This window comes from Mycolicibacterium septicum DSM 44393 (assembly GCF_000455325.1).
GTDB classification, from domain to species: domain Bacteria; phylum Actinomycetota; class Actinomycetes; order Mycobacteriales; family Mycobacteriaceae; genus Mycobacterium; species Mycobacterium septicum.
On record NZ_HG322951.1, the window covers coordinates 2189030 to 2210627 of the forward strand.

Annotated in this window: 19 protein-coding genes; 12 read left to right on the top strand and 7 right to left on the bottom strand. The window is 67.6% G+C overall.

The features are described 5' to 3' along the window. Window positions 1–26 precede the first annotated feature (26 nt). The 4 genes from nei2 to TX88_RS10345 are packed head-to-tail and all read right to left on the bottom strand — an operon-like array spanning window position 27 to window position 6981. Window positions 27–779: an endonuclease VIII Nei2 gene (gene nei2 / locus TX88_RS10330; protein ID WP_044516546.1), complete on the bottom strand. Its 753-nt coding sequence runs from the start codon at window positions 777–779 to the stop codon at window positions 27–29. 3 nt (window positions 780–782) lie between these two features. After that, the gene (locus TX88_RS10335) at window positions 783–1730 is read right to left on the bottom strand and encodes an SDR family NAD(P)-dependent oxidoreductase (protein ID WP_044516548.1); all 948 of its coding nucleotides are present in this window, start codon (window positions 1728–1730) and stop codon (window positions 783–785) included. A gap of 42 nt (window positions 1731–1772) precedes the next feature. After that, window positions 1773–6290 carry an ATP-dependent helicase gene (locus TX88_RS10340; protein ID WP_044516549.1) on the bottom strand — a complete coding sequence of 1506 codons (4518 nt, stop codon included), beginning with the start codon at window positions 6288–6290 and terminating at the stop codon, window positions 1773–1775. 37 nt (window positions 6291–6327) lie between these two features. Further along, complete coding sequence (locus tag TX88_RS10345; protein WP_044516551.1) at window positions 6328–6981, bottom strand: TetR/AcrR family transcriptional regulator; 654 nt, start codon at window positions 6979–6981, stop codon at window positions 6328–6330. Between the two features lie 105 nt (window positions 6982–7086). Here TX88_RS10345 and TX88_RS10350 point away from each other — a divergent pair, with 105 nt between their 5' ends. Both TX88_RS10350 and TX88_RS10355 read left to right on the top strand, forming a co-directional pair. Continuing rightward, window positions 7087–8481 (top strand): cytochrome P450, encoded by a 1395-nt coding sequence (locus tag TX88_RS10350; protein WP_044516552.1) that lies wholly within the window; start codon window positions 7087–7089, stop codon window positions 8479–8481. Between the two features lie 79 nt (window positions 8482–8560). Beyond that, window positions 8561–10012, top strand: coding sequence for a lipase maturation factor family protein (locus TX88_RS10355; RefSeq protein ID WP_044516554.1), 1452 nt, complete (start codon window positions 8561–8563; stop codon window positions 10010–10012). Here TX88_RS10355 and TX88_RS10360 read toward each other — a convergent pair. Further along, the gene (locus TX88_RS10360) at window positions 9992–10795 is read right to left on the bottom strand and encodes an SDR family NAD(P)-dependent oxidoreductase (RefSeq protein ID WP_044516555.1); all 804 of its coding nucleotides are present in this window, start codon (window positions 10793–10795) and stop codon (window positions 9992–9994) included. The two genes, TX88_RS10355 and TX88_RS10360, sit on opposite strands and share 21 nt — an antisense overlap. Before the next feature lie 144 nt (window positions 10796–10939). Between TX88_RS10360 and TX88_RS10365 the strand changes: the two genes are divergently transcribed. Genes TX88_RS10365 through TX88_RS10410 form a run of 10 tightly spaced genes read left to right on the top strand, consistent with a single transcriptional unit; the run spans window position 10940 to window position 20076 of the window. Beyond that, window positions 10940–11749, top strand: a complete 810-nt coding sequence (locus TX88_RS10365) for an ABC transporter ATP-binding protein (RefSeq protein WP_044516557.1) — start codon at window positions 10940–10942, stop codon at window positions 11747–11749. Continuing rightward, entirely contained in the window at window positions 11746–12504 is a 759-nt protein-coding gene (locus TX88_RS10370) for an ABC transporter permease (RefSeq protein ID WP_044516558.1), read from the top strand. The genes TX88_RS10365 and TX88_RS10370 overlap by 4 nt, the downstream gene beginning before the upstream one ends. Then, the gene (locus TX88_RS10375; protein ID WP_084621856.1) at window positions 12501–13301 is read left to right on the top strand and encodes an ABC transporter permease; all 801 of its coding nucleotides are present in this window, start codon (window positions 12501–12503) and stop codon (window positions 13299–13301) included. Before TX88_RS10370 ends, TX88_RS10375 begins: the two co-directional genes overlap by 4 nt. A 34-nt stretch (window positions 13302–13335) precedes the next feature. Next, complete coding sequence (locus TX88_RS10380; protein ID WP_044519278.1) at window positions 13336–14388, top strand: ABC transporter substrate-binding protein; 1053 nt, start codon at window positions 13336–13338, stop codon at window positions 14386–14388. A 43-nt stretch (window positions 14389–14431) separates the two neighbouring features. Continuing rightward, window positions 14432–15796, top strand: coding sequence for an allantoinase AllB (gene allB / locus TX88_RS10385; protein ID WP_044516561.1), 1365 nt, complete (start codon window positions 14432–14434; stop codon window positions 15794–15796). Beyond that, window positions 15793–16680 (top strand): hypothetical protein, encoded by an 888-nt coding sequence (locus tag TX88_RS32770; protein ID WP_049924890.1) that lies wholly within the window; start codon window positions 15793–15795, stop codon window positions 16678–16680. Before allB ends, TX88_RS32770 begins: the two co-directional genes overlap by 4 nt. Then, window positions 16677–17342, top strand: coding sequence for a GntR family transcriptional regulator (locus tag TX88_RS10395; RefSeq protein ID WP_044516563.1), 666 nt, complete (start codon window positions 16677–16679; stop codon window positions 17340–17342). Before TX88_RS32770 ends, TX88_RS10395 begins: the two co-directional genes overlap by 4 nt. 25 nt (window positions 17343–17367) lie before the next feature. Then, window positions 17368–17769, top strand: coding sequence for an allophanate hydrolase-related protein (locus TX88_RS10400; protein ID WP_044516564.1), 402 nt, complete (start codon window positions 17368–17370; stop codon window positions 17767–17769). Then, window positions 17769–18830: an acetamidase/formamidase family protein gene (locus TX88_RS10405; protein WP_044516566.1), complete on the top strand. Its 1062-nt coding sequence runs from the start codon at window positions 17769–17771 to the stop codon at window positions 18828–18830. The genes TX88_RS10400 and TX88_RS10405 overlap by 1 nt, the downstream gene beginning before the upstream one ends. A 7-nt stretch (window positions 18831–18837) precedes the next feature. After that, window positions 18838–20076, top strand: a complete 1239-nt coding sequence (locus TX88_RS10410) for an amidohydrolase family protein (RefSeq protein ID WP_044516567.1) — start codon at window positions 18838–18840, stop codon at window positions 20074–20076. Here the strand turns inward: TX88_RS10410 and TX88_RS10415 are convergent. After that, window positions 20071–20991, bottom strand: coding sequence for a metallophosphoesterase family protein (locus TX88_RS10415; RefSeq protein WP_044516569.1), 921 nt, complete (start codon window positions 20989–20991; stop codon window positions 20071–20073). The two genes, TX88_RS10410 and TX88_RS10415, sit on opposite strands and share 6 nt — an antisense overlap. Then, on the bottom strand, window positions 20988–21389 hold the full coding sequence (locus TX88_RS10420) for a cupredoxin domain-containing protein (RefSeq protein ID WP_044516571.1): 402 nt from the start codon (window positions 21387–21389) through the stop codon (window positions 20988–20990). Before TX88_RS10420 ends, TX88_RS10415 begins: the two co-directional genes overlap by 4 nt. Window positions 21390–21598 lie beyond the last annotated feature (209 nt).

A 21598-nucleotide genomic window follows, 5' to 3' on the forward strand; every position in this document is an offset into this window, starting at 1 on the left:
GCGCTCCGGCGCGACCGGTAATCGGATCAGGTCTGGCAGCTCGGGCACCAGTACGTCACCCGCTCGCTCCCGGCGTCGGTTTCGATGAGCGTCCCGCAGCGGCGGCAGGGTTCACCGGAGCGGCCGTAGACCCACAGCTGGCGGCCGTTCCGCGTGTCCCCGGTGGTGGTGCGATTCCATCGGGACCTGTTGAGCCACAGCATGTCCCGGGCGCGTTGCACGACGCGTAGCGGGTCGGTCAGGGCATTGACGGGTGAGGTCGGCAGCCGGCCGAAGACGAAACACAGTTCATTGCAGTAGACATTGCCGACGCCGGCCATCACACGCTGATCCAGCAGGGCCTGAGCCAGCGGACGGTCGGGATCGGCAGTCAGGTTGGTCGCGGCGGTGCGGGGCTCCCAGTCGGGGCCGAGCAGGTCCGGCCCGAGGTGCTCGACCGCCGCCATGTCCGTGTCACGGTCCAGGACTTCGAGAACGCCGAGGTCGATCCCGGTGGCCCGGCTGTCGGCGGTCTCCAACACGGCGCGGATGCGGTGCGGCGCGACTTTCGCCCACCCGATGCGCCAGCTGCCCTCCATCTTGAGATGCGAGTGGATGCTGGCCGGGCCCACCCGGATGAAGAGGTGCTTGCCTCGGCTGAGTACCTCGTCGACCACCTGCCCGGTGAGATCGACCGTGGCATACCGGGGCACCCTGATGTCGCAGCGGGTCAACGTTTTGCCCGCCAGCACGTCACGCAGCGCCGTGGCGGTGTGGAAGACGGTGTCGCCTTCGGGCATGCCCTATTCAACCAGCTTCAGAGAATGCTCCCAGAGTCGTTCTGCGTTGGACGGGTCCAGCGCATATCGGGCGACACCGGATATGCCGAACTCATCGCGGCGCTCAACGACTCGCGCTTCGTTGCAATCGTCGAAGTACCGGCCGCTGATGCCTTCCAGCAGTGGTGAGGCCGCCAGCAGCACCGAGGTGGCGGCACCCTGCTCCACCGTCTTGAGCCGGCTGCCCGCTTCCTCGAATCGTTGAGCTGCCTGGGCGCCGTAGGCCGGATCAAGGTGGCGCTGCAATGCCGTGAGAATGCCACCGGGCATCAAGGAGTTCGCGGTGATGCCGTCGCCGGCCCAGCGGCGGGTCGCCTCCACGGCGAACAACACGTTGGCGGTCTTGGACTGGCCGTATGCCCCGAACGGGTCGTAGTCGCGGAACGCATAGTCGATGTCGTCGAACACGACGGGGGAGCGCAGGTGCCCGGACGAGCTGACCGAGACCACACGGGCGCCCCCGGCCGCGGCAAGGGCCCGGTGCAACCCGGTGGCGAGCGTGAAATGGCCGAGATGATTGGTCGCGAACTGCAGTTCGTGACCGGTGGACGACAACGTGCGCTCCTGTACCGCCATCACCCCGGCGTTGTTGACCAGAATGTGCAACGGCCCGGACCAGGCACGTGCGAACGACCGCACGCTGCCGAGATCGGTGAGGTCGAGGGTGGCGACCGTGATTTCGTTGTTTCCGGTCGACGCGCGCAGATCCGCGGCGACGCGATCACCCGCAGCGGCGTCCCGGACGGCCAACGTCACGGCGGCGCCGGCGGCGGCAAGCGCTCGGGCCGTTTCGGTGCCGATGCCCGAGGCCGCGCCGGTGACGATGGCCGAGCGTCCGGACAGGTCGACTCCGGCGATCACCTCCGAGGCGGTCGATTCGAAGCCGAAGGGCGTGGTGATGGGAGCGGTCATGCGTGTCAACAACAACGCATGCCCGGGCACTGTTCCCTACGGCTACCGAAGCCGCAGGCCGCGCGGGGTACGGGAGAATCCCGCCCCGGTCAGCGCATCCTGCACGGCGGCACGGTCGGCGTCGACGCCGGGATCGAGCACCGCGACCCCGTTGATCCGCTCGACCAAGAGCGACGGCATGCGCCCGGTGCTCACGAGTTCGGCCAGAGCGCCCGCGGCGGCCCGCTGGGTGTCGGCGTCCGAGGTGAAGCTGAGCAGGGTCCGGCCGCCGCGCTCCAGGAACCACACCAACTGCCCGTCGACCAGCGCGACCAGGGCTCCGGCCTTCCGGCCGGGTCGGTGGGTGTCGTCGCCGCCGCGATCGGGCCAGGCCAGGGCCGCCCCGTAGGGGTTGGCCGGATCGGTCGCGGCGAGAACGACGGCGTGGTACTCGGGGCGCTGAGGGTCAACCCCGTCGAGGTAGGACCGCAACCGGTCGACCGTCGAGGCTGCCGCGAACTGTGCCCCGCCCAGCGATTCCACGAAGTAGCCCCGCTGGCAGCGGCCGGCGTCCTCGAATGCGCTCAGCACCTTGTACAGGGTGGCGAACCCGCCGGGCACCCCCTCGGCTGCTGCCGCCCCCTTCGTCAGCACCCCGTGCCGATTGAGCAGCAGCTCCGCCTGGAAGTGGGCTCGCACCGTCGAATCCGGTTCTGCGCCAGGCAATGCCGACCATCGGCCGGACACCATTGGATCGGCCGCCCGGGCATGCGGACGCGCCACACTGTAGCGGCTGAGCCGGGGCGGCCGTTGGCGCTGCCGGTGCGCCGGGCTCCCCGATCGCCGCGGACCGGACAGCATCGCCCGCACAGGGGCGAACGTGTCCCCGGTGACCCATCCCGCCCAGATCAGCTCCCACAGAGCGGTTTTCAGTTCGGACTCGGCGGTGTCGTCGGTGAGCTGGCGGAAGAAGTACGCCCCGCCGTGCCCCAGTGTCTCCATGATCGCCCGGTGGGTATCGGTGAATTCGATCTCGGCGGGAACGGGCAGCGTCAGCGGCGCGGTCTCGGCCAGATGGAACGTCACCCAGCCGTCGCTGCTGCCGATCTGCCCGGCGCCCGACCACATGACCTCACCCGAGGCCAGCAGCTCGTCGAGCATGGCCGGTTGGTAATCGCGCACCCGTTGACCGAAGACGAGCGACTCCACCGCCGACGCGGGAATGGGGACACCGGCCAACTGCTCGATCACCGCGGCCAGGCCGTCGATTCCCGCGCTGTGGGTGGATCCGACGTGTTGCCAGGCCGGCAGGAAGCGACCGTAGGCCGCAGTGCTGACCGGTTCGACCTGGGCGCGCAGCGCGGCCAGGGAACGGCGGCGCAGGATCCTGAGAACCTCGGCGTCGCACCACTGATCGCCGGGGAGATCGTCGACGAACTCACCGCGAACCAGCCGGCCGTCGACAGCCATGCGGCCCAACACATCTGCGGTCACCCGCAGACCCAGCCCGAACCGGGCGGCCACCTCCGCGGTGGTGAAGGGCCCATGGGTGCGGGCATAGCGGCCGATCAAATCTCCGAGCGGGTCGTCGACGGATTCGGTGAATGCCGCGGGCACCCCGACGGGTACCGGTGCGCCGACCCCGTCGCGCAGCAAGCCGATGTCTTCCACCGCCGCCCACCAGGTCTGGCCGGCATAGGTCACCGGCAGCGCACGCTTGGCGGCGTGCAGCCCGTCGAGCCAGCCGCCGATCGTGTCGGTGGTGGCGCGTGCGGCGATTTCGGACTCGGTGAGTGGGCCCAGCATCCGCAGCAGATCGGCCACCGCCTCGGCGTCCCGGGCGGCCCGCTCCTCGGTGAGGTGTTGCAGCTGTGCCGCGGTTGACGCCACCACCGCCGGATCCAAGAGCTCGCGCAGTTCGATGCGGCCCAGCAATTCGGACAGCAGCACGGTGTCCAGCGCCAGTGCCGCGGCCCGTCGCTCGGCGAGCGGGCTGTCGCCCTCGTACATGAACGCGCCCACATAGCCGAACAGAAGCGAGGCCGCGAACGGTGACGGGGTGGCGGTTTCGACCTCGACCACCCGCAGCCGGCGCTGAGCCACCCGCCGCATCAGGTCGGTCAGGGCGGGCACGTCGTAGACGTCCTGCAGGCATTCCCGGACCGTTTCCAGCACGATCGGGAAGTCCGGGTACTTGCGGGCGATGTCGAGCAGTTGCGCGGCGCGCTGCCGTTGATGCCACAACGGGGACCGCTTGCCCGGGTGCCTGCGTGGCAGCAGCAGGGCACGCGCGGCGCATTCACGGAACCGGGAGGCGAACAACGCGGAGCCGCCCACCTCCGCGGTGACGATGGGCTCGACCTCGTCGGCGTCGAACACGAACAGGTCTGCGCCCGGAGGGTTTTCGCCGCTGTCGGGTAGCCGCACGATGATGCCGTCATCGGAGGCGGTCGGCTTCTCGTCGATGCCGTAGCGCTCCCGCAGCCGTCGGCCCACCGCGAGGGCCAGCGGCCCGTGGACCCGCAGCCCGTACGGGGAATGCAGGATCACCCGCCAGTCACCGAGCTCGTCGCGGAAGCGCTCGACCACAAAGGTGCTGTCGCTGGGGACCACACCCGTGGCTTCCCGCTGATCGTGCAACAGCTGATACAGGTTGTCGGTGGCGAAGCCGGCGAAACCCATTGTCTGGCAGCGGTCATCGAACTCGGCGCGGCCGAGTGCGGCCAGTTCTCCGGTGAACGCCCCGACCGCCTCACCCAGCTCGGCGGGCCGGCCCACACTGTCGCCGCGCCAGAACGGCAACCGGGCGGGCTGGCCCGGCGCCGGGATGACCAGCACCCGGTCATGGGTGATCTCGGTGATCCGCCAACTGGTGGCACCCAGGGAGATGACGTCGCCCGGGCGCGACTCGTACACCATCTCCTCGTCGAGTTCGCCTACCCGGGACGGTTTTTCGGAATCGGTGGCCAGGTAGACGGTGAACAGGCCGCGGTCGGGGATGGCCCCGCCGGAGGTGACGGCAAGGCGCTGGGCGCCCGGGCGGGCGGTCAGGGTCCCGTGGTCGCGGTCGTACACCAGCCGGGGACGCAGCTCGGCGAACTCGGTGGACGGATACTTCCCGGACAGCAGGTCGAGGGTCGCCTCGAAGGCGCTGCGCGGCAAGGTGGCGAACGGCGCGCTGCGCCGTACCGCGTCGAACCAGGCATCGGCGTCCACCGGTTCGAGGGCGGCCACCGCCACCGTGTGCTGGGCCAGCACGTCGAGCGGATTGGCCGGGACGTGCATGGTCTCGATGTCACCGGAGCGCATGCGTTGCACCGTCACCGCGCAGCCGATCAGATCGGTGCGGTGCTTGGGGAACAGCACACCCTGGGAGATCTCGCCGACCTGATGCCCGGCACGCCCGATGCGCTGCAGTCCGCTGGCCACCGACGGCGGCGACTCGACCTGGATCACCAGATCGACGGCACCCATGTCGATGCCCAGCTCCAAGCTGGAGGTGGCGACCACGGCGCGGAGCCGCCCGCTCTTGAGGTCGTCCTCAACCTGGGCCCGCTGTTCCTTGCTGACCGAACCGTGGTGGGCCCGCGCCAGTAGCGGCAGCGCGCCGTTGGCCTGACCACTCGCCATGAGCTGGGCGGGGGCACCGCCGCCGACCTGGGGATTGTGCGTGGACGGCAACTCGATGCCGGACCGCTCGGCGTGAATCTCGTTGAGACGTGAGGTCAGCCGCTCCGCCAGCCGGCGCGAGTTGGCGAACACGATCGAGGACTGGTGCGCCTCGATCAGATCCACGATGCGTTCTTCGACGTCGGGCCAGATGCTGTTGTTGTCGAGGTTGGCCATGTCCGGAACCGGAACCTGCACCGACAGGTCGAAGGTCTTGGCGGCAGGCGGGGCCACGATGGTGGTGGGGGCCTGCCCGGACAGGAACCGGGCCACCTCCTCGGGCGGACGCACCGTCGCGGACAGCCCGATCCGCTGGGCGGGCCTGTCGAGAAGCTGATCCAGCCGTTCGAGCGAGAGTGCCAGGTGTGCACCGCGTTTGGTGGCGGCCACGGCGTGAACCTCGTCGACGATCACGGTCCGCACCGACGCGAGCGTCTCGCGGGCCGCCGAGGTCAGCATCAGGAACAGTGACTCCGGGGTGGTGATCAGGATGTCGGGCGGCTTGCTCAGCATCGCGCGGCGCTGACTGGGCGTGGTGTCCCCGGACCGGACCCCGACGCTGATCGACGGGGCGGCCACCCCGTGCCGCTCGGCGACCCGGGTGATCCCGGTCAGCGGGGTGCGCAGGTTGCGCTCGACGTCGACGGCCAATGCCTTGAGCGGCGACACGTAGAGCACCGTCGTGCCCGAACGCGGTTCCGCACCCGCCCCGGCCAGCTCGTCGATGGCCCACAGGAACGCCGCGAGGGTCTTGCCCGAGCCGGTCGGCGCGATGACCAGGGTGTTGTGCCCCTCGGCGATGGCGGCCCAGGCCTGCGCCTGCGCGGCCGTCGGCGCTGGGAAGGCAGCCGTGAACCACTCCCGGGTCAGTGCACTGAACCGGGCCAGCGGATCGACCGGCTTGGTGGCCACCTAGCCCATACTGCCGCGCAGCACCGACAAGTAGGCGTCAGCGGTGTTCGCGAGCGGCGGCGCAGACCAGTTCGGCCGGTAGCCCGGGCACCCGGCCGACGGCGTCTAGCAGGGCGTGCGCACAGCTGTCGGCCACAAAGCCCGCATCGATCGACGGATCCTTGAGCCTTTGCCGGCACATCTCGAAGGTCAGGGCCAGCCAGCCGTAGACGGTGGCCCGGAGATCACGTTCGACCTTGGCGTCCAGCGGTTCGGATACCGCGTCGGCGATCCGGCCCATGATCCGGTCCGCCTGCCGATCGTTGTCGACGTCGTCGACGCCGCGCAGCACCGGGTCGGTGCGGCCCAGGCCCATGTACGCCGCCCACGCCCCGTGCGGATGCTCCTCGTCGTAGCGCAGGTAGGCCAGCACGCCGGCGCGCAGCTGGCCGAACAGGCTCTGGCCAGGCTCGGGAGGTGTGCTGGTGGCCTCGAACAAGCGCTCGCCCTCGGCCTGGACCACGGCGGCGAAGAAGGCCCGCTTGTCGGGGAAGTAGTGGTACATCAGGGCTCGCGACACCCCGGCGCGTTCGGCGATCTCGTCGATGCGGACCTCGTCGTACGGTCGTTGGCCGAACACCTCGGCTCCCAGCGCCAGCAGCTCGTTGCGTCTGTCGGCGGGGGAAAGCCGGCGTCTCGACTCGGCACCCACGTGAGCAGCTTAACTTCACGGCTGTTCATCGCGGCGAGGCTCGGCGGGTGACGGACCGTCACCCCTTACTTGACACATGTACAACAAGGCCGGAATCCTGGTGTCATGACCGTCGCGGACGCACGGACCTCACAACCCGAGAATGTGAAGTATCCGAAACTGCCCCACCCGCCGCGACGGGTCCCGTTGCTCGGTGACGTGCTCGGATTGAAGCCCGACTCGTCGATGCAGAACGCGATGGGCATGGCCGAACTCGGGCCGATCTGCGAATTCCGGTTCCTGGGTGCCCGCTACGTCGTCGCCACCGGTGCCGACGCGGTGGCCGACCTCAACGACGAGACCCGGTTCTGCAAGCATGTCGGACCCGACATCGAAGCACTGCGGATCGTCGGCGGCGACGGGTTGTTCACCGCGTACAACGACGAACCCAACTGGCTCAAGGCCCACCAGCTGTTGATGCCGGCCTTCAGCCAGGCCGCGATGCGCCGCTATCACGGGGTGATGTTCGACGTCGCCGGTGAGCTCACCGACCGTTGGGATCGGCGCGCCGATGCGGGCGACACCGTCGATGTCTCGGGTGACACCACCAGGGTGACGCTGGAGACGATCGGGCGGTGCGCGGCCGGGTATTCGTTCGGGTGCTTCCGGGACGACGCGTTGCACCCCTTCGTCGCCCACATGGTGTCCGCGCTCCTGGCATCCGACCGTCTCGGGGTGCTCCGCGAGACCTTCCTCCCCGCCTTCGTCTACCGGCGATACGAGCGCCGGGCCCGTGGCGACGCGAGGTATCTGCACGAGCTGGCCGACGACATCGTCGCCCGCCGCCGCGCGCAACCATCGGGCGGTCACGACGACCTGCTGCAGATCATGCTGGAGTCCGATCTCGATGCCGCGAACATCCGCTACCAGCTGATCAATTTTCTGATCGCCGGCCACGAAACCACATCTGGTGCCTTGTCATTCGCGCTGTACTTCCTGTCGCAACATCCAGAGGTGTTCGCGCGCGCCCGTGCCGAGGTGGACGAGGTGTGGGGCGAGGATCAGCGGCCCGAGTTCGAGAAGATCGCAAAACTGCGGTATGTCCGGCGGGTTCTCGACGAATCGTTGCGGTTGCAGCCGACGGTGCCTGCGTACTACCGCGCTGCCCGCCAGGACACGGTGCTCGCCGGAATCCACCCGATGCGTAAGGGTGACTGGGCCTTGGCGCTGACGTCGACGTCGCACCGCGACCCTCGCTGGGGCTCCGACCCGGAGGCATTCGATCCGGACCGGTTCGCCCCAGAACAGATGCGGGCCCGCCCCGCCGGCCTGTACAAGCCGTTCGGTACCGGCGAAAGATCGTGTATCGGAAGGCAATTCGCCCTACACGAGGCAATCCTGATGCTGGCGGTGCTGATCCGGCGCTATGACCTGACCGCCGATCCGGACTACACGCTGCAGATACAGGAGCGCCTCACCATGATGCCGTCCAACTTCCGACTGGGCCTGCGACGGCGCTAGCTCGCCGTACGAGGCGTGAAACACCCCGAATCGGGGTACCGTCATCGTGGACAGACCCGCAACGTCGGCAGGTCCGCGCATGGAATGGTTCATCGCAGACGAATATTGGTTGGCCAGACAGGTGTTGCAGCGGGGGACCGCCGCAATCTACCTGATCGCGTTCATCGTGGCGGCCCGGCAGTTCCGCGGGCTCCTCGGTGAACGGGGGCTGCTCCCGATACCCCGGTTCCTGGATGTCAACTCGTTCCGGCGCGCCCCGAGCCTGTTCCAGTTCCACTACTCGGACCGCTTTTTCGCCGCGGTGTGTATCGCCGGGGCGGTGATCTCCGCGGCCCTGTTGGCGGGCTTCGGGGACCTGGTGCCGCTGTGGGCCGCGATGCTGACCTGGTTGTTGGTGTGGATGCTGTACCTGTCGATCGTCAACGTCGGCCAGACGTGGTACTCGTTCGGCTGGGAATCCCTTCTGCTCGAAGCCGGGTTCCTGGTGATGTTCCTGGGCAACGACGACGTCGGGCCCCCGCTGCTGGTGCTGTGGCTGGCCCGCTGGCTGTTGTTCCGCGTCGAGTTCGGTGCGGGACTGATCAAGCTGCGCGGTGACCCGTGCTGGCGCAACCTGACCTGCCTGTACTACCACCACGAGACGCAGCCCATGCCCGGGCCGCTGAGCTGGTTCTTCCACCACCTGCCCAAGCCACTGCACCGAATCGAGGTGGCCGGCAACCACTTCGCCCAACTCATCGTGCCGTTCGCCCTGTTCGCCCCGCAGCCGGTCGCAAGCGGGGCGGCAATCATCGTGATCGTCACCCAACTGTGGTTGGTCGCTTCGGGGAACTTCGCCTGGCTCAACTGGATCACCATCGTCCTGGCGTTCAGCGCGCTCTCGGACTCCACTGCCGCGGTGCTGCTTCCGTTACCCGAGCACGAATACAGCCAGGCCCCGGTGTGGTTCGTCGTCGTCGTGCTCGGGTTCACCGCGGCGGTGGCCTGCCTGAGCTACTGGCCCGCGCGCAACCTCGTCTCCAAACGGCAGCGGATGAACGCCTCCTACAACCACTATCACCTGGTGAATTCCTACGGGGCGTTCGGCACCGTCGGCCGTACCCGCGATGAGGTGGTGTTGGAGGGCACCTCGGACCCGCTGTTGAGTGATCACACCGTCTGGAAAGAGTACGAATTCAAGGGCAAGCCAGGCGATGTCCATCGGTGGCCGCGCCAGTTCGCGCCCTACCATCTGCGGCTGGACTGGCTCATGTGGTTCGCGGCCATCTCGCCGGCCTATGCCCACGGCTGGCTGCGCATGCTGATGACCCGGCTTCTGGAGAATGACCGGGACACGCTGAAGCTGCTGCGGTGCAACCCATTCCCCGACGAACCGCCACGTTACGTCCGGGCCCGGCTATACCGCTACGAGTTCAGCACCTGGACCGAACTGCGCCGCGATCACGTCTGGTGGAACCGCATCTCGCTCGGCGTGTACGTCCCGCCGCAAACGCTGCCCTCGGCCGGGCGTTCAGCGGCCGGCGCGCAGTGACCGTTGGTAGCGGCGCATCCCGGCGATCCAGCGGTCGTAATCGGAGCCCTTGTGGCGGTACATGTCGAGCACCTGGGGGTGCGGTAGCACGAGAAAGCTGCCGGACCGCACGGCCGCGACGGTGGCCGCCGCGACGTCCTGCGCACTGATCACCTCGCCGGACTGCACGATCGACGCCGCACCGGCCGCCGAATCCGGATCCGCCGAAGAACGCACCGCGTCGAGCAGCGGGGTGTTCACCCCCAACGGGCACACGCAGCTGACCCCGACGCCGTCGTCGCCGTACGTGATGGCCAGCCATTCGGCGAATCCGACCGCCGCGTGTTTGGTGACGGCATATCCGGCCGCGCCGATCTGGGACAACAGGCCGGCCGCCGAGGCGACCGAAACGAAGTAGCCGCCGCCACGCGACAACCACTGCGGGACAAGCACTTGCGCCGCCCGGACGTGGGAGCGCAGGTTGACGTCCAGGATCGAATCCCAGTCCTCGTCGGTGCCGAGGCCCGGTGCGCCGATGATTCCGGCGTTGGCGACGTAGATGTCGACGGGGCCGAACTCGGTGGCGGTCAGCGCCTCGATGTCGGCGGTGACACCGGCGTCGGCCCGGACTCCCAGCGCCTGCCCGCCGCCGGACCGGATCTGAGCGGCGGTCTGTTCGGCCGACTCCGCGTCGATGTCGGCAGCCACCACGCGGGCGCCTTCTGCCGCGAAGGATTCAGCCAGCGCCCGGCCGATACCTGATCCGGCGCCGGTGATGACCGCAACCGTCTGTTCGATGTCCATGGCCCCTTGCCTACCGAAAATCGGGGGCGAGCGCACTTGTAACCCGGCCGTGTCCGGAGTTCATCGAGCGGAAACAAAACGTCCCTAGGTTATGGATCCAAGCTTGGATCCGAACATGAACGGCTTCCCATCAGAGGAGAACACATGATCGCGCCGACGGCACCCGGGATTCACATAGGGGGACTGACGAAGCAGTTCAAGGTGGGCCGATCTGTCGTCACCGCACTCGACGGCGTCGACATCCAGTCCGACCAGGGTGAGTTCGTCACGCTCCTGGGGCCGTCCGGATGCGGTAAGAGCACCGTGTTGCGGATCCTGGCCGGCCTTGAGGTGCAGAACGCGGGCACCGCCCTGGTCCACGGCGAAACCCCGCAGGACATGCGCAGGCATCACCATCTGGGCATCGCGTTCCAGGACTCGGCCCTGTTGCCGTGGCGATCCGTCCGGTCCAACATCCGGTTGCCGCTCGAGGTGTCCAAGCAGTCCGTGTCCGACGAGTTCGTCCAGGAACTCATCGATCTGGTCGGACTGACCGGCTTCGAGGCGGCCCGGCCCGCCCAACTGTCCGGCGGTATGCGTCAGCGGGTCTCCATCGCGCGGGCCCTCGTCGTCAAACCTCGGGTGCTGCTGCTCGACGAGCCGTTCGGCGCCCTCGACGACATGACCCGCCAGACGCTCAACGTCGAACTGCTTCGGATCTGGACCGAACGACCCGCGACCACCCTGATGGTCACCCACGGCATTGCCGAAGCGGTGTTCCTGTCCGACACCGTCGTGGTGATGAGCGCCCGGCCCGGCCGGGTGGTGAAGTCGGTTCAGATCGACCTGCCCAGGCCCCGGCTGCCGGAGATGATGCGCACCAGCGAGTTTCACGAGTACGTCGACCTGCTGTCCTCGATCCTGTTCGGCTCGCGTTCTGACGAAGCCGAGGTACGTGTGCCGGTGGGCCGATGAACCACAACCGTTTTGCCGGTCTGGCCGGCTCGCTCATCGTGCTGTCCGTATGGCAACTCGTCGGCATGACCGGCATTCTCGGACCCGCCATCGTGGCACCGACCAAGATCCTGGCAGGGGTGATGTCCGACGGCGCTGCCTTCTACGGCATCCACATACCTGTCACGCTGGCGTCGGCGTCCGTGGGGTACTTCTGGGGCAACCTCGCCGCGATCGGCTGCGCTGCCCTCGTGACCACCGTGCCCGCGCTGGAGAAGTTGGTGCTGCAGGCCGGGATCGCGTCGGCGTGCATCCCGCTGATCGCGATCGCTCCCATCCTGGCGGCCTGTTTCGACGGCATGGTCACCTCGGCCATCATGGCGGCCGTCTCCGTGTTCTTCACCACGCTGGTGGGAACGATCAACGGGCTGCGCCATGCGGATCCGCTCAGCAAGGATCTGGTGCGCGCCTACGGCGGCGGCAGGTATCTGGTGCTGCGCAAGGTCGAGTTGCTCTCCGCGTTGCCGAGCATCCTGACCGCGTTGAAAGTCGCTGTCCCGGCGGCGATCCTGGGGGCGATCATCGGTGAGTTCATGGGGCAGGAGCGTGGCCTCGGGGCTGCGCTCGTGGTCGCGCAATCCTCCAGTGATGTGGTCCGGACCTGGGGCATCACCCTGGTGTCGAGTCTCATCGCGGGCCTCGCGTTCGTTTTCGTCAACACCGTCGAGAAGGTCCTCACGCCGTGGGCCGCCGGGATGGCAGGAGGAAGAGCATGACGACTCTGCAGAGGCCGATGGCCCGCAGCGCCGCACGTACGCTGGTGACCTCGGGCGGCGCGGTGCTCGCGATCCTCGCGGTGTGGACGGTGTTCATCGGTCTGGCCGACGTGAGCTCCTATGTGGCCAAGTCGCCGGTCGACGTCTGGAACTACCTGTTCGCTGACGCTGACGCTGCGGCCCACCGGGCAGGTATCGCGACGAATCTTGCCAGGACCGCTGTCGACGCCTCGTACGGATTCGTCCTCGGGCTCGTTCTGGCGGCGGGTGTTTCGCTGCTGTTCTACTTCTCCAGGACCGTCGAGAGCATGTTCCTGCCGGCCGTCACGGCGCTGCATGCGATCCCGATGGTGACCATCGCTCCGATTCTCGTGCTGATCTTCGACCGCGGTGCGCTCGGAACCGCTGTCATCGGAGCGGCCATCGTCGTGGTACCCGCGTTGCTCACCATGCTGCACGGGATACGCAGCACACCGCGGACCGACGTCGAGATGATCGTCGCCTACGGCGGCTCCAACTGGTCGGCGTTCCGCAAGGTTGCCCTGCCCCACGCGATTCCCACCTGGTTCGCAGCCGCGCGCGTCGCGGTGACCACCTCCGTAGTCGGTGCGCTGCTGGCCGAATGGCTGGCCACCGGCGAGGGGCTGGGCGGTCAGATGCTCCGCGATGCCAACGAATTCGAGTTCGCGCGGCTGTGGGCATCGGTCGTCGTACTCACGGTCGCCTGTGTCGTCGTCTACCAGATCGTCAGCGTCGTCGAGGCCGCTGTCACCGCCCGCATGAGTGCTCCTCGCTGAGCACGCCACCACTCACCCTGAACGGACGTATCTGATGAACAATCATCTCGGTCGACGCCAGTTCCTCACCAGAGGCCTCGCATTCGGCGGCCTGGCGCTGGCCGCACCGGCGGCGCTGGCCGCCTGTGTCTCGGGCGAATCAAGCGGAGCTGCAGACGGATTCGGTGTGGCCTCCCAACGGCTGTCCTGGATCAAGAACACCCAGTTCGCCGGCAGCTTCATCGCCGACAAGAAGGGCTACTACACCGACGCCGGCTTCAGCGGCGCCGACCTGGTCTCCGGCGGACCGACGGCCCCACCGATCGAATCGGACGTGCTGTCGCGCACCTTCGCCGGGGTGTCGCAGGTGCCGATCGTCGGATCGGCGGTCGCCAAGGGAGCGCCGCTGAAGATCGTCGGTGCGGTCTACAGCCGCTATGCGGGCTGCATCATGTCCATGGCGGACAAGCCGATCAAGAGTCCGGAGGATTTGTACGGCAAGACAATCGGATGTGCGTCGTCGAGCGAGCCTGTCTGGCGCAACTTCATGGCGGCTCTGAAGCTGGACTCCTCCCGGATCAACACGGTTCCCGTCCAGGGAGATCCCATCGGTATGACCGCCGGCCAGATCGACGGCTACCTCGGTTTCATCAACAGCCAGGTTGTCGACCTCCGGCACAAGGGGTTCGACATCAACACCATGCTGCTGGCCGACGTCGGTTTCCCGCTCGTAGGGCAGACCTACATCACCACGCAGGAGAACATCGACAAGAACCGGGACAAACTCAAGGCGTTCCTGCACGCCGAGATTCGCGGGTGGCGCGATGTCCTCGACAACCCAAAGATGGCAACGGACCTCACGGTCAACGAGTACGGCAAGGACCTGCATCTGAACCCCGAGGCCACCTACGACTGCTGCCTGGCGGGCAACGAACTGATCCGCAATGGCAAGCCTTCGCAGCAGATTGTGGCGATCTCCGACGAGACCGCCGCCGCGAACGTCGAGGCCATCGCCGCGGGAGGGCTGAACCTGTCCGTCGACGACCTGTTCGAGCTCGGCCCCATTCGCGAAGTCTACGAACAGAACCCGGACCTGGCTCTGACCTAGCTCGCACTCGACGCATCGACCGCCCGAACAGAAAGGTCGTGACATGACCGCTCCACTGACCCCGGACCTCGTCGTAACCGGGGGCACCGTGGTGTCCCACGATGGGCGCCGCCGCCAGGACGTCGCCGTGGCCGACGGACGCGTCATCGCCGTCGGCGATGACCTTGCGATGGAAGGGGTTCCGACCGTCGACGCGGCGGGGCTGCTGGTGCTTCCCGGCCTGGTCGACGTGCACGTGCACCTCCGCGAACCGGGCATGACCGAGAAGGAAGACTTCGCGAGCGGCACGTCGGCCGCGGCCGCTGGCGGGGTGACCACCGTCGTGGACATGCCCAACACGAAACCGCCGGTCGCCACAGCGGAGCGTTATCAGCAGAAGCTCGATCTGGTGCGGAACAAGGCATACGTGGACTTCGGGCTCTACGGAATGCTCGATCACGACAACGCAGACGAGATCGCGGGTATGGCCGAGTTGGGCGCCATGGGATTCAAGCTCTTCATGGGACAGACGACGGGCGACAACCGCTGCCCCAACGACGCCGCGATATTCCGTGGTCTGGAAGCAGCCGCCGCTGCGGATCTGGTTGTCGGTGTCCACGCCGAGAACGACCACCTGCTGCGGATGTTCGGGGACCGGCTGCAAGCCGAGGGCCGGCGGGATCCCCGTGCCCATCTGGAGGGCAGGCCGGCGTTCGTGGAGGTCGAGGCGATCACCCGGATCATCACCATGGCCACCGAGGCCAAGACCAAGCTGCACATCCACCACCTGTCCACCGCCGCGGGCCTGCAACGCGTGATGGACATGCGGGCGCAGGGGCACCGGGTCAGCATCGAAGCCCTGGTCTCACACCTGTTCCTCGACGAAAGTGCCTACGACACCTACGGAAACCTGATCAAGCTCAACCCGCCGATCCGCCCGGCGGCCGACGTCGCCGCGCTGTGGGCGGGCATCGACCGGGGCGACGTCGACGTGGTCGCGACCGACCACGCTCCGCACACCGTCACCGAACAGGCCGAGACCGACGTGTGGAAGGCCTACGGCGGATTCATCGGCGTCGAGACGATGCTCCCACTGATGCTGACGGCCGCCGCCCAGGGCAGGCTGACGGTCGAGGACATCGTGCGATTGTGTTCCTACACCCCGGCACGGCGCTGGTCGATGGCCGACAAGGGCCGGATCGCACCGGGTTTCGACGCCGACCTCGTGCTCGTCGATCCCGGCGCCGAGGTGGTCCTGGATCAGGCCAGCCTGCACTCCAAACACAACGTCACGCCCTATCACGGGTGGGAACTGACCGGCAGTGTGGTCGCCACTTATCTGCGCGGCCAATTGGTCTACGAGAAGGGCGAGGTGGTCGGTGCGCCCGCCGGCCGACAGGTGAAGCCGGTACGGGAGGGCATGCGATGACCCGGACGACGCTCCTGGAGGCCGACGGCGCGGCGACGATCCGTGCCGCCGTGGTGCGGTGCATCGACGAGGTGCGAAGCGTTTCATCCGGATTGTCATCCGGATCGGCGGGGCCGGATCCGGCCGTGATCGCGGGAATCGGCACCACGGCCGCGCATGCGCTGAAGGGCAGGCTGCTGCACGACGCACTGCTCGCCGAGAAGGTCGACCTGGCCGGCATCGTTCATTTCGACAGTCCCGTCGAACTGTTGGGCGATTCGCGCTGGTCCCTGGCGCTGGTGCTCAGCCCGTGGAAACAAGCGGTCGCGCCTGCGATACCGACTTTGACCCCGTCGGCCGCCCAGACCGGCGTGGTCGACACCATCGTCCGCGGGGCCGGAGGCGCGGTCGGAGTCAACACCAACAGCTGGGCGTCCCAGGCAGCCATGGAAACCCTGATGGGCGGCAGGACTCCGGAGTCGGTTCTGGTGCTGGGCTCGGGCGGCTCGTCGAACTCGGTGGCGCTGGCCTGCAGGCGGGCATGGCCGCAGACCCGGTTGATCGGTTCGGCACGCAACGCCGGGGCACTCTCCACCTGGGCGCGGCGATTCGGCGCCGAGTACAGCAGCCCGGCTGCGCTCGCCGAACTGCTGGGAGACGAGTCGCCATCGCTGCTCGTCAACACCACGACCTGGGGGGAGACCGACGCCTCGGAGGACGCGCCGTTCGCCTTCGACCTCGGCCGGCTGACCTCGCCCGGCAACCAGTTCTTCGACCTGAACAACCGGGTGAGCGCTTTGCAGACATCGGCGCTGCAAGCGGGTATGAACGTGATGTCGGGCACCTTCATGCAGCGCGCGACGAACGCCTGCCGCGCCGCATTGTCGAGAGCGAGGATGAGATGAGCCCCTTGGACAGTGCCCTCGCCGATTCCACGACCGGCGAACCGCTGAGCGTGCGTGAGCGGGTGTACCGCTACCTCCGTCAGCAGATCACCACCGGTGAATACGCGGGTGGGATCCGGCTGACCGAGGAGGAGATCGCCGAGGATCTCGGGGTCAGCCGCACGCCGATACGTGAGGCGCTGCAGCGCTTGACGAGTGAGGGGCTCGTCGAGCGGATCAGGCGCGGTCAGCTCGTCGTGGTTGAGGTCGACGCCGCCGCCCGCGCCGAACTGCATGAACTGCGGGTGGCGTTCGATCAGGTCGCCGCCAAGCTGATCACCGCCAAATGCGCTGAAGTGGACTGGGATTCGCTGTACGCCAGGCTGGAACCGCTTGCGGCCGCGCTGCGTGAGTACGGCGTTGTCAGCCCGCAGTATGCGATGGCGCATCTGGAGTTCCACATGGCCATCAACCGGGCCGCCTTCTGCCCGATCACATCGTCGTTTCTGGAGCGTCAGGCATTCCTGTATCCGACCGACGATTACGTCCAGCAGTCAGGCCACGAGCCGATCTCCCAGCACCGCACCCTGCTCGACGACCTCGCCAGTGGCGACCTTGATCGGGCCGCCACCGCCATGCGCGTGCACGCGCTACGCGGCCACGGCAACACCACGTTGAGCTGAACCTACCTTCCCTGATGGAGTTTTCATGTCACACGAGACTGTCCTGATGTTCGTCAACGGCCAGGCCATGACCGGTGGGCCGCTCAACGATGCCCTGGCCTCGGCCCGGTTCGTCGGTCCGGTGCGCACCGCGCCGGCATACCGGTTCTTCTCCTTCGGCGACGTGTTTCCCGGGCTGGCGCCGGTGCGCGACGGCGGCTGGTCGGTGCCCGGGGAAATCTACGAGATGACGTATGCCGAACTGCGCGAGAATCTGTTGCCGCGCGAGCCCGCCGAGCTTGAGCTCTCGGTGATTCAACTCGAAGACGGCCGCGGTGCACTGAGCATGGTGTGCCGATCGTTGCCGGCCGACGATGACCTGGCGCGTGAGATCACCGCGCCCGGTGGGTGGCGACAGCACCTCGGCGAGCCCGCCGGATCGCGGTGATGCCGATCCTGCAGGCCGGCATCGACCCAGGAACCGCCCAGCACTATCTGTGGTGCAACAGCGAAACCATCAGTTGGGGAACGCTTCCCACTTCCGAGACGGCACCGGTGCTGACCGTGGACAGCGGCCGGACCGTCACCTTCGACACGGTGTCGCAGGAAGGGCTGATGGAGGACCAGGGCCGTGACCCGGTCGCCTACTTCGGCCGCCACGGTGTCGAGCGCACCGACGTGCTCGCCGACGCCATCGATCTGGCCGCGTCCGACCTGCGCAAGCCGGTACCGCCGAAGGCGCCGCATATCGTGCTCGGGCCGGTTCACGTTCGCGGTGCCCGACCGGGCGACTGGCTACGTGTCGATTTCCTGGATCTGCGACCGCGCGTCCCCTACGGCGTCGTCTCCAGCCGGCATCAACGCGGTGCACTGCCGGATCGGCTGCCGCGAGAAGCCGACGGCAGCATCCCCGCGGTGTTCAGCAAGTTCTGCCGGCTCGACGGAAACGGAACTCGTGCCGTGTTCGAATTCGGCAGTGGCCGAGCCACAATCGGGGTCCGACCGTTCATGGGGCTGTGCGGGGTGACCCCTGCGGGCCCGGAGGCACGTAGCACCATCCCGCCGGGTCCGTTCGGGGGCAACATGGATGTGCGGGACATCGTGGTCGGCAGCTCCCTGTACCTACCGGTCCAGGTGCCCGGCGCGGGTTTCTACCTCGGGGATCCGCACTTCGCGCAGGGCAACGGTGAGATCGCCCTGACCGCACTCGAAGGGTCGTTGCGGATCACGGCACGCCTTACGGTTGTGACCACGCTGACCCCGGCCCGCGCACCGATGCCGTTCGTCGACACCGACGATCACTGGATCATTCTCGGAATGGACGAAAGCCTCGACGAGGCGATGCGTCAGTGTGCTCAGCTTTCGGTCGACTTCCTCTCGTCGCACACCGGGATGATGCCCAGTGAGGCCTACCTCTATCTCAGTGCGGCCGGCGACTTTTCGGTCACCCAGGTAGTCGACATCGTCAAGGGTGTGCACTGCGCGATTCGCAAGAGTGACTTCTGCTAGGAGTGTCATGGAACAAGCATCCCCGGTAGCCCACGGGCGCGCCGTCCCGCTACTGCACAACGCCACGTTGCCGGACGGCCGCGTCGTCGACGTGCACCTCGAACGGGGAAGAGTGCGCGAGGTGGTCCCCGCAGCGGGACGGCCGGCGGTCGGAGATGAACTCGACCTCACCGGACATCTGCTGCTGACCGCTCCGGCGGAGCCGCACGCCCATCTGGACAAGGCCCTGTCCTTCGACGAGATCCGGCCTCCCATGGGAGATCTGGGTGCGGCGATCGCCGCGTGGGAAAACCACACCCCGACCCTGACCGTCGAGGGGATTGCCGAGCGTGCCCGCAGGGCTGCGCTGCTGTTGCTCGGCAACGGCACCACCGCGGTGCGCTCGCACGTCAACCTGCTGCGCGGAGACGATCCGCTGCGCGGCATCCGTGCGCTGGTCGACGTCCGAGCGGACCTCGCCTCGGTCATGGACATCCAGATCGTCGCCATGGCGCCGTACTTCGCCGAGGACGCGGCCGTGCACGCGGCCCTGGACCTTGGCGCCGATCTGGTCGGCGGTCATCCGCACCAGACCCCGGATCCGAGCGGAAACCTGCAGCGGTTGTTGGCGATTGCGCGATCCCGCAACGTCGGTGTCGACATGCATACCGACGAACAGCTCAACCCGATGATGCTGACGCTGGAGGAACTCGCCCATTCGGTGCGGGACTGGCCGAAGTCGATGCCGGTGACGGCCGGGCACTGCGTCAGTCTTGGGATGGTGCAAGCCGACGTGCTCGATCGGGTGATCCGCGCGGTGAAGGACAGCGATGTGGGGATCGTCAGCCTCCCGATCACCAATCTGTACCTGCAGGGCTGGGCCGATCCTGTGGCCACACCGCGCGGGCTCACCGCCGTCCGCGCGTTGTTGGACGCCGGTGTCCGCGTCGCCGGCGGCGCGGACAATGTGCGCGACCCGTACAACCCGCTGGGCCGCAGCGACGCGCTGGAGACCGCGATGCTGCTGGTGACTGCCGGGCATCTCTCGGTCGACGAGGCCTACCGCGCCGTCAGCGAGACCGCACGCGACATCATGGGTCTGCCGGTGGCAGGGGTGGCTGCCGGGCTGTCCGCGGATCTGCTGGCCATCCGGTCGTCGAGCTTGGAGGAGGCGGTGGCCGGCGCACCGCAGGATCGAATTGTGCTGAGCCGCGGCAGGTTCGTGTCGATCAGCCGCACCAGTCGGTCCTGCGTCGCCGCGTCATAGCAGCCGATCCTCCTTGAGGGCCAGTGCCGTGGTGCCCCTGGTGTAGCTGACTTCCCGGATCCCCAGGACGTCGCGCAGCCGGCCGGCCGGAAGGGTCAGCGGTTTCGGTGTTGCTCCCTCGCCGGGATGCGGCAGAGGATAGGCCGTGGTGGTACCGCTGTAGAACGTCACATTGCCCTCGGTCCTCGAGAACAGCTGGTGGACATGACCATTGAGGCAGGTGACCGAGGCGAACCGGCGCAGGTGGCTCAGCGCCTTAGCGGCGTCGTCGGTACCCCAGCCCCAATCCGGGTACATCGCGAACAACGGAATGTGGCTGAACACCACGATCGGGGTGTCCGCGGACAACGAGGCGACGTCCTTCTCGATGAATTCGAGCTGATCGACACCGAGGTGTCCGAGTTTCTTCAGGTTCAGCGTGTTGACCAGCCCGATGACATGCACCCCGGCGATGTCGAAGCTGTACCAACCGCCGCCGCGGGAGCCCGCGCCGAACACCGACCGGTACTTCTGGCCCGCATCGTCGACAGAGTCGTGTTCGCCCGGAACGGTGAACACATGCGGTGTGTCGATTCCCTGCATCATCTGCTTGACCTGATCGAACTGGGCGGGGGTCGACAGGTGGGTGAGGTCGCCGGTATGGATCACGAAATCCGGTGTGTAGTCCAACGAGTTGATCTGCTCGATGGCACGGCTGAATGACCCGACCACATCGGGGTTGGCGGTGCCGGCGAATCCGATGTGGCTGTCGCTGATCTGAGCGAAACGCACCGTCGGCCCGGCACCGTCGGCGGTGCGTGAGGTGGTGACGTGTGAGATGACCTCGCCGCCGACCACGGCGAGACCGACCGCTGCGCCGAACCAGGCGCCGTGCCGGATGAGCTGGCGGCGCGTCATGGTGTGGGGGTCGGTCATGGGGTCACCACCACGGTGCCGTGCATGACGGGGTGGATCGAGCAGACGTAGTCGTAGCTGCCCGGGTTGGCGAAGGTGAAGCTGAAAGTTGCGTTGGTGTCCATACCGGGGGAGCGGAAGGAACCGTCCTCGGCGGCGACGGTATGGGGTTCCTCATCGTGATTGGTCCACGTCACCGTGTCGCCGCGGTGCACCGTCAGCATGGCGGGCGCGAAGGCGAAGTTGTCGATGCTCACCGCAGTGCCTCCGACAGGAGCGGCCGGTGTGCTCGCCGGCGCCGCCGGGCTCATCGGGGCCATTCCGTGCGTCGGCGGTGCGGCGGACGGCGCGTTCGAGCACGCGGATGCGGTCACCACCAGGGCGGCGATGGCGGCAGATGTCGGGAATCGTCGGACCATCGGGACCTCCGTTGGCTCTCGAAGCGGTGCAAAACGGTCACCACGAGATAGCGCACCGGGTTACACGGGGTGGATGCTGGTGGGGTGCGAACGGCGTTCGCGTGTAACCGGCTGCCCTATCTAGGTGTGGTGCCCTGTGCAGGGCTCCGCCCGACGAAAGGTGGGTGGCCGGTGATGGTGCAGATGTCGCCGCCGGAGATCGCGGGGAT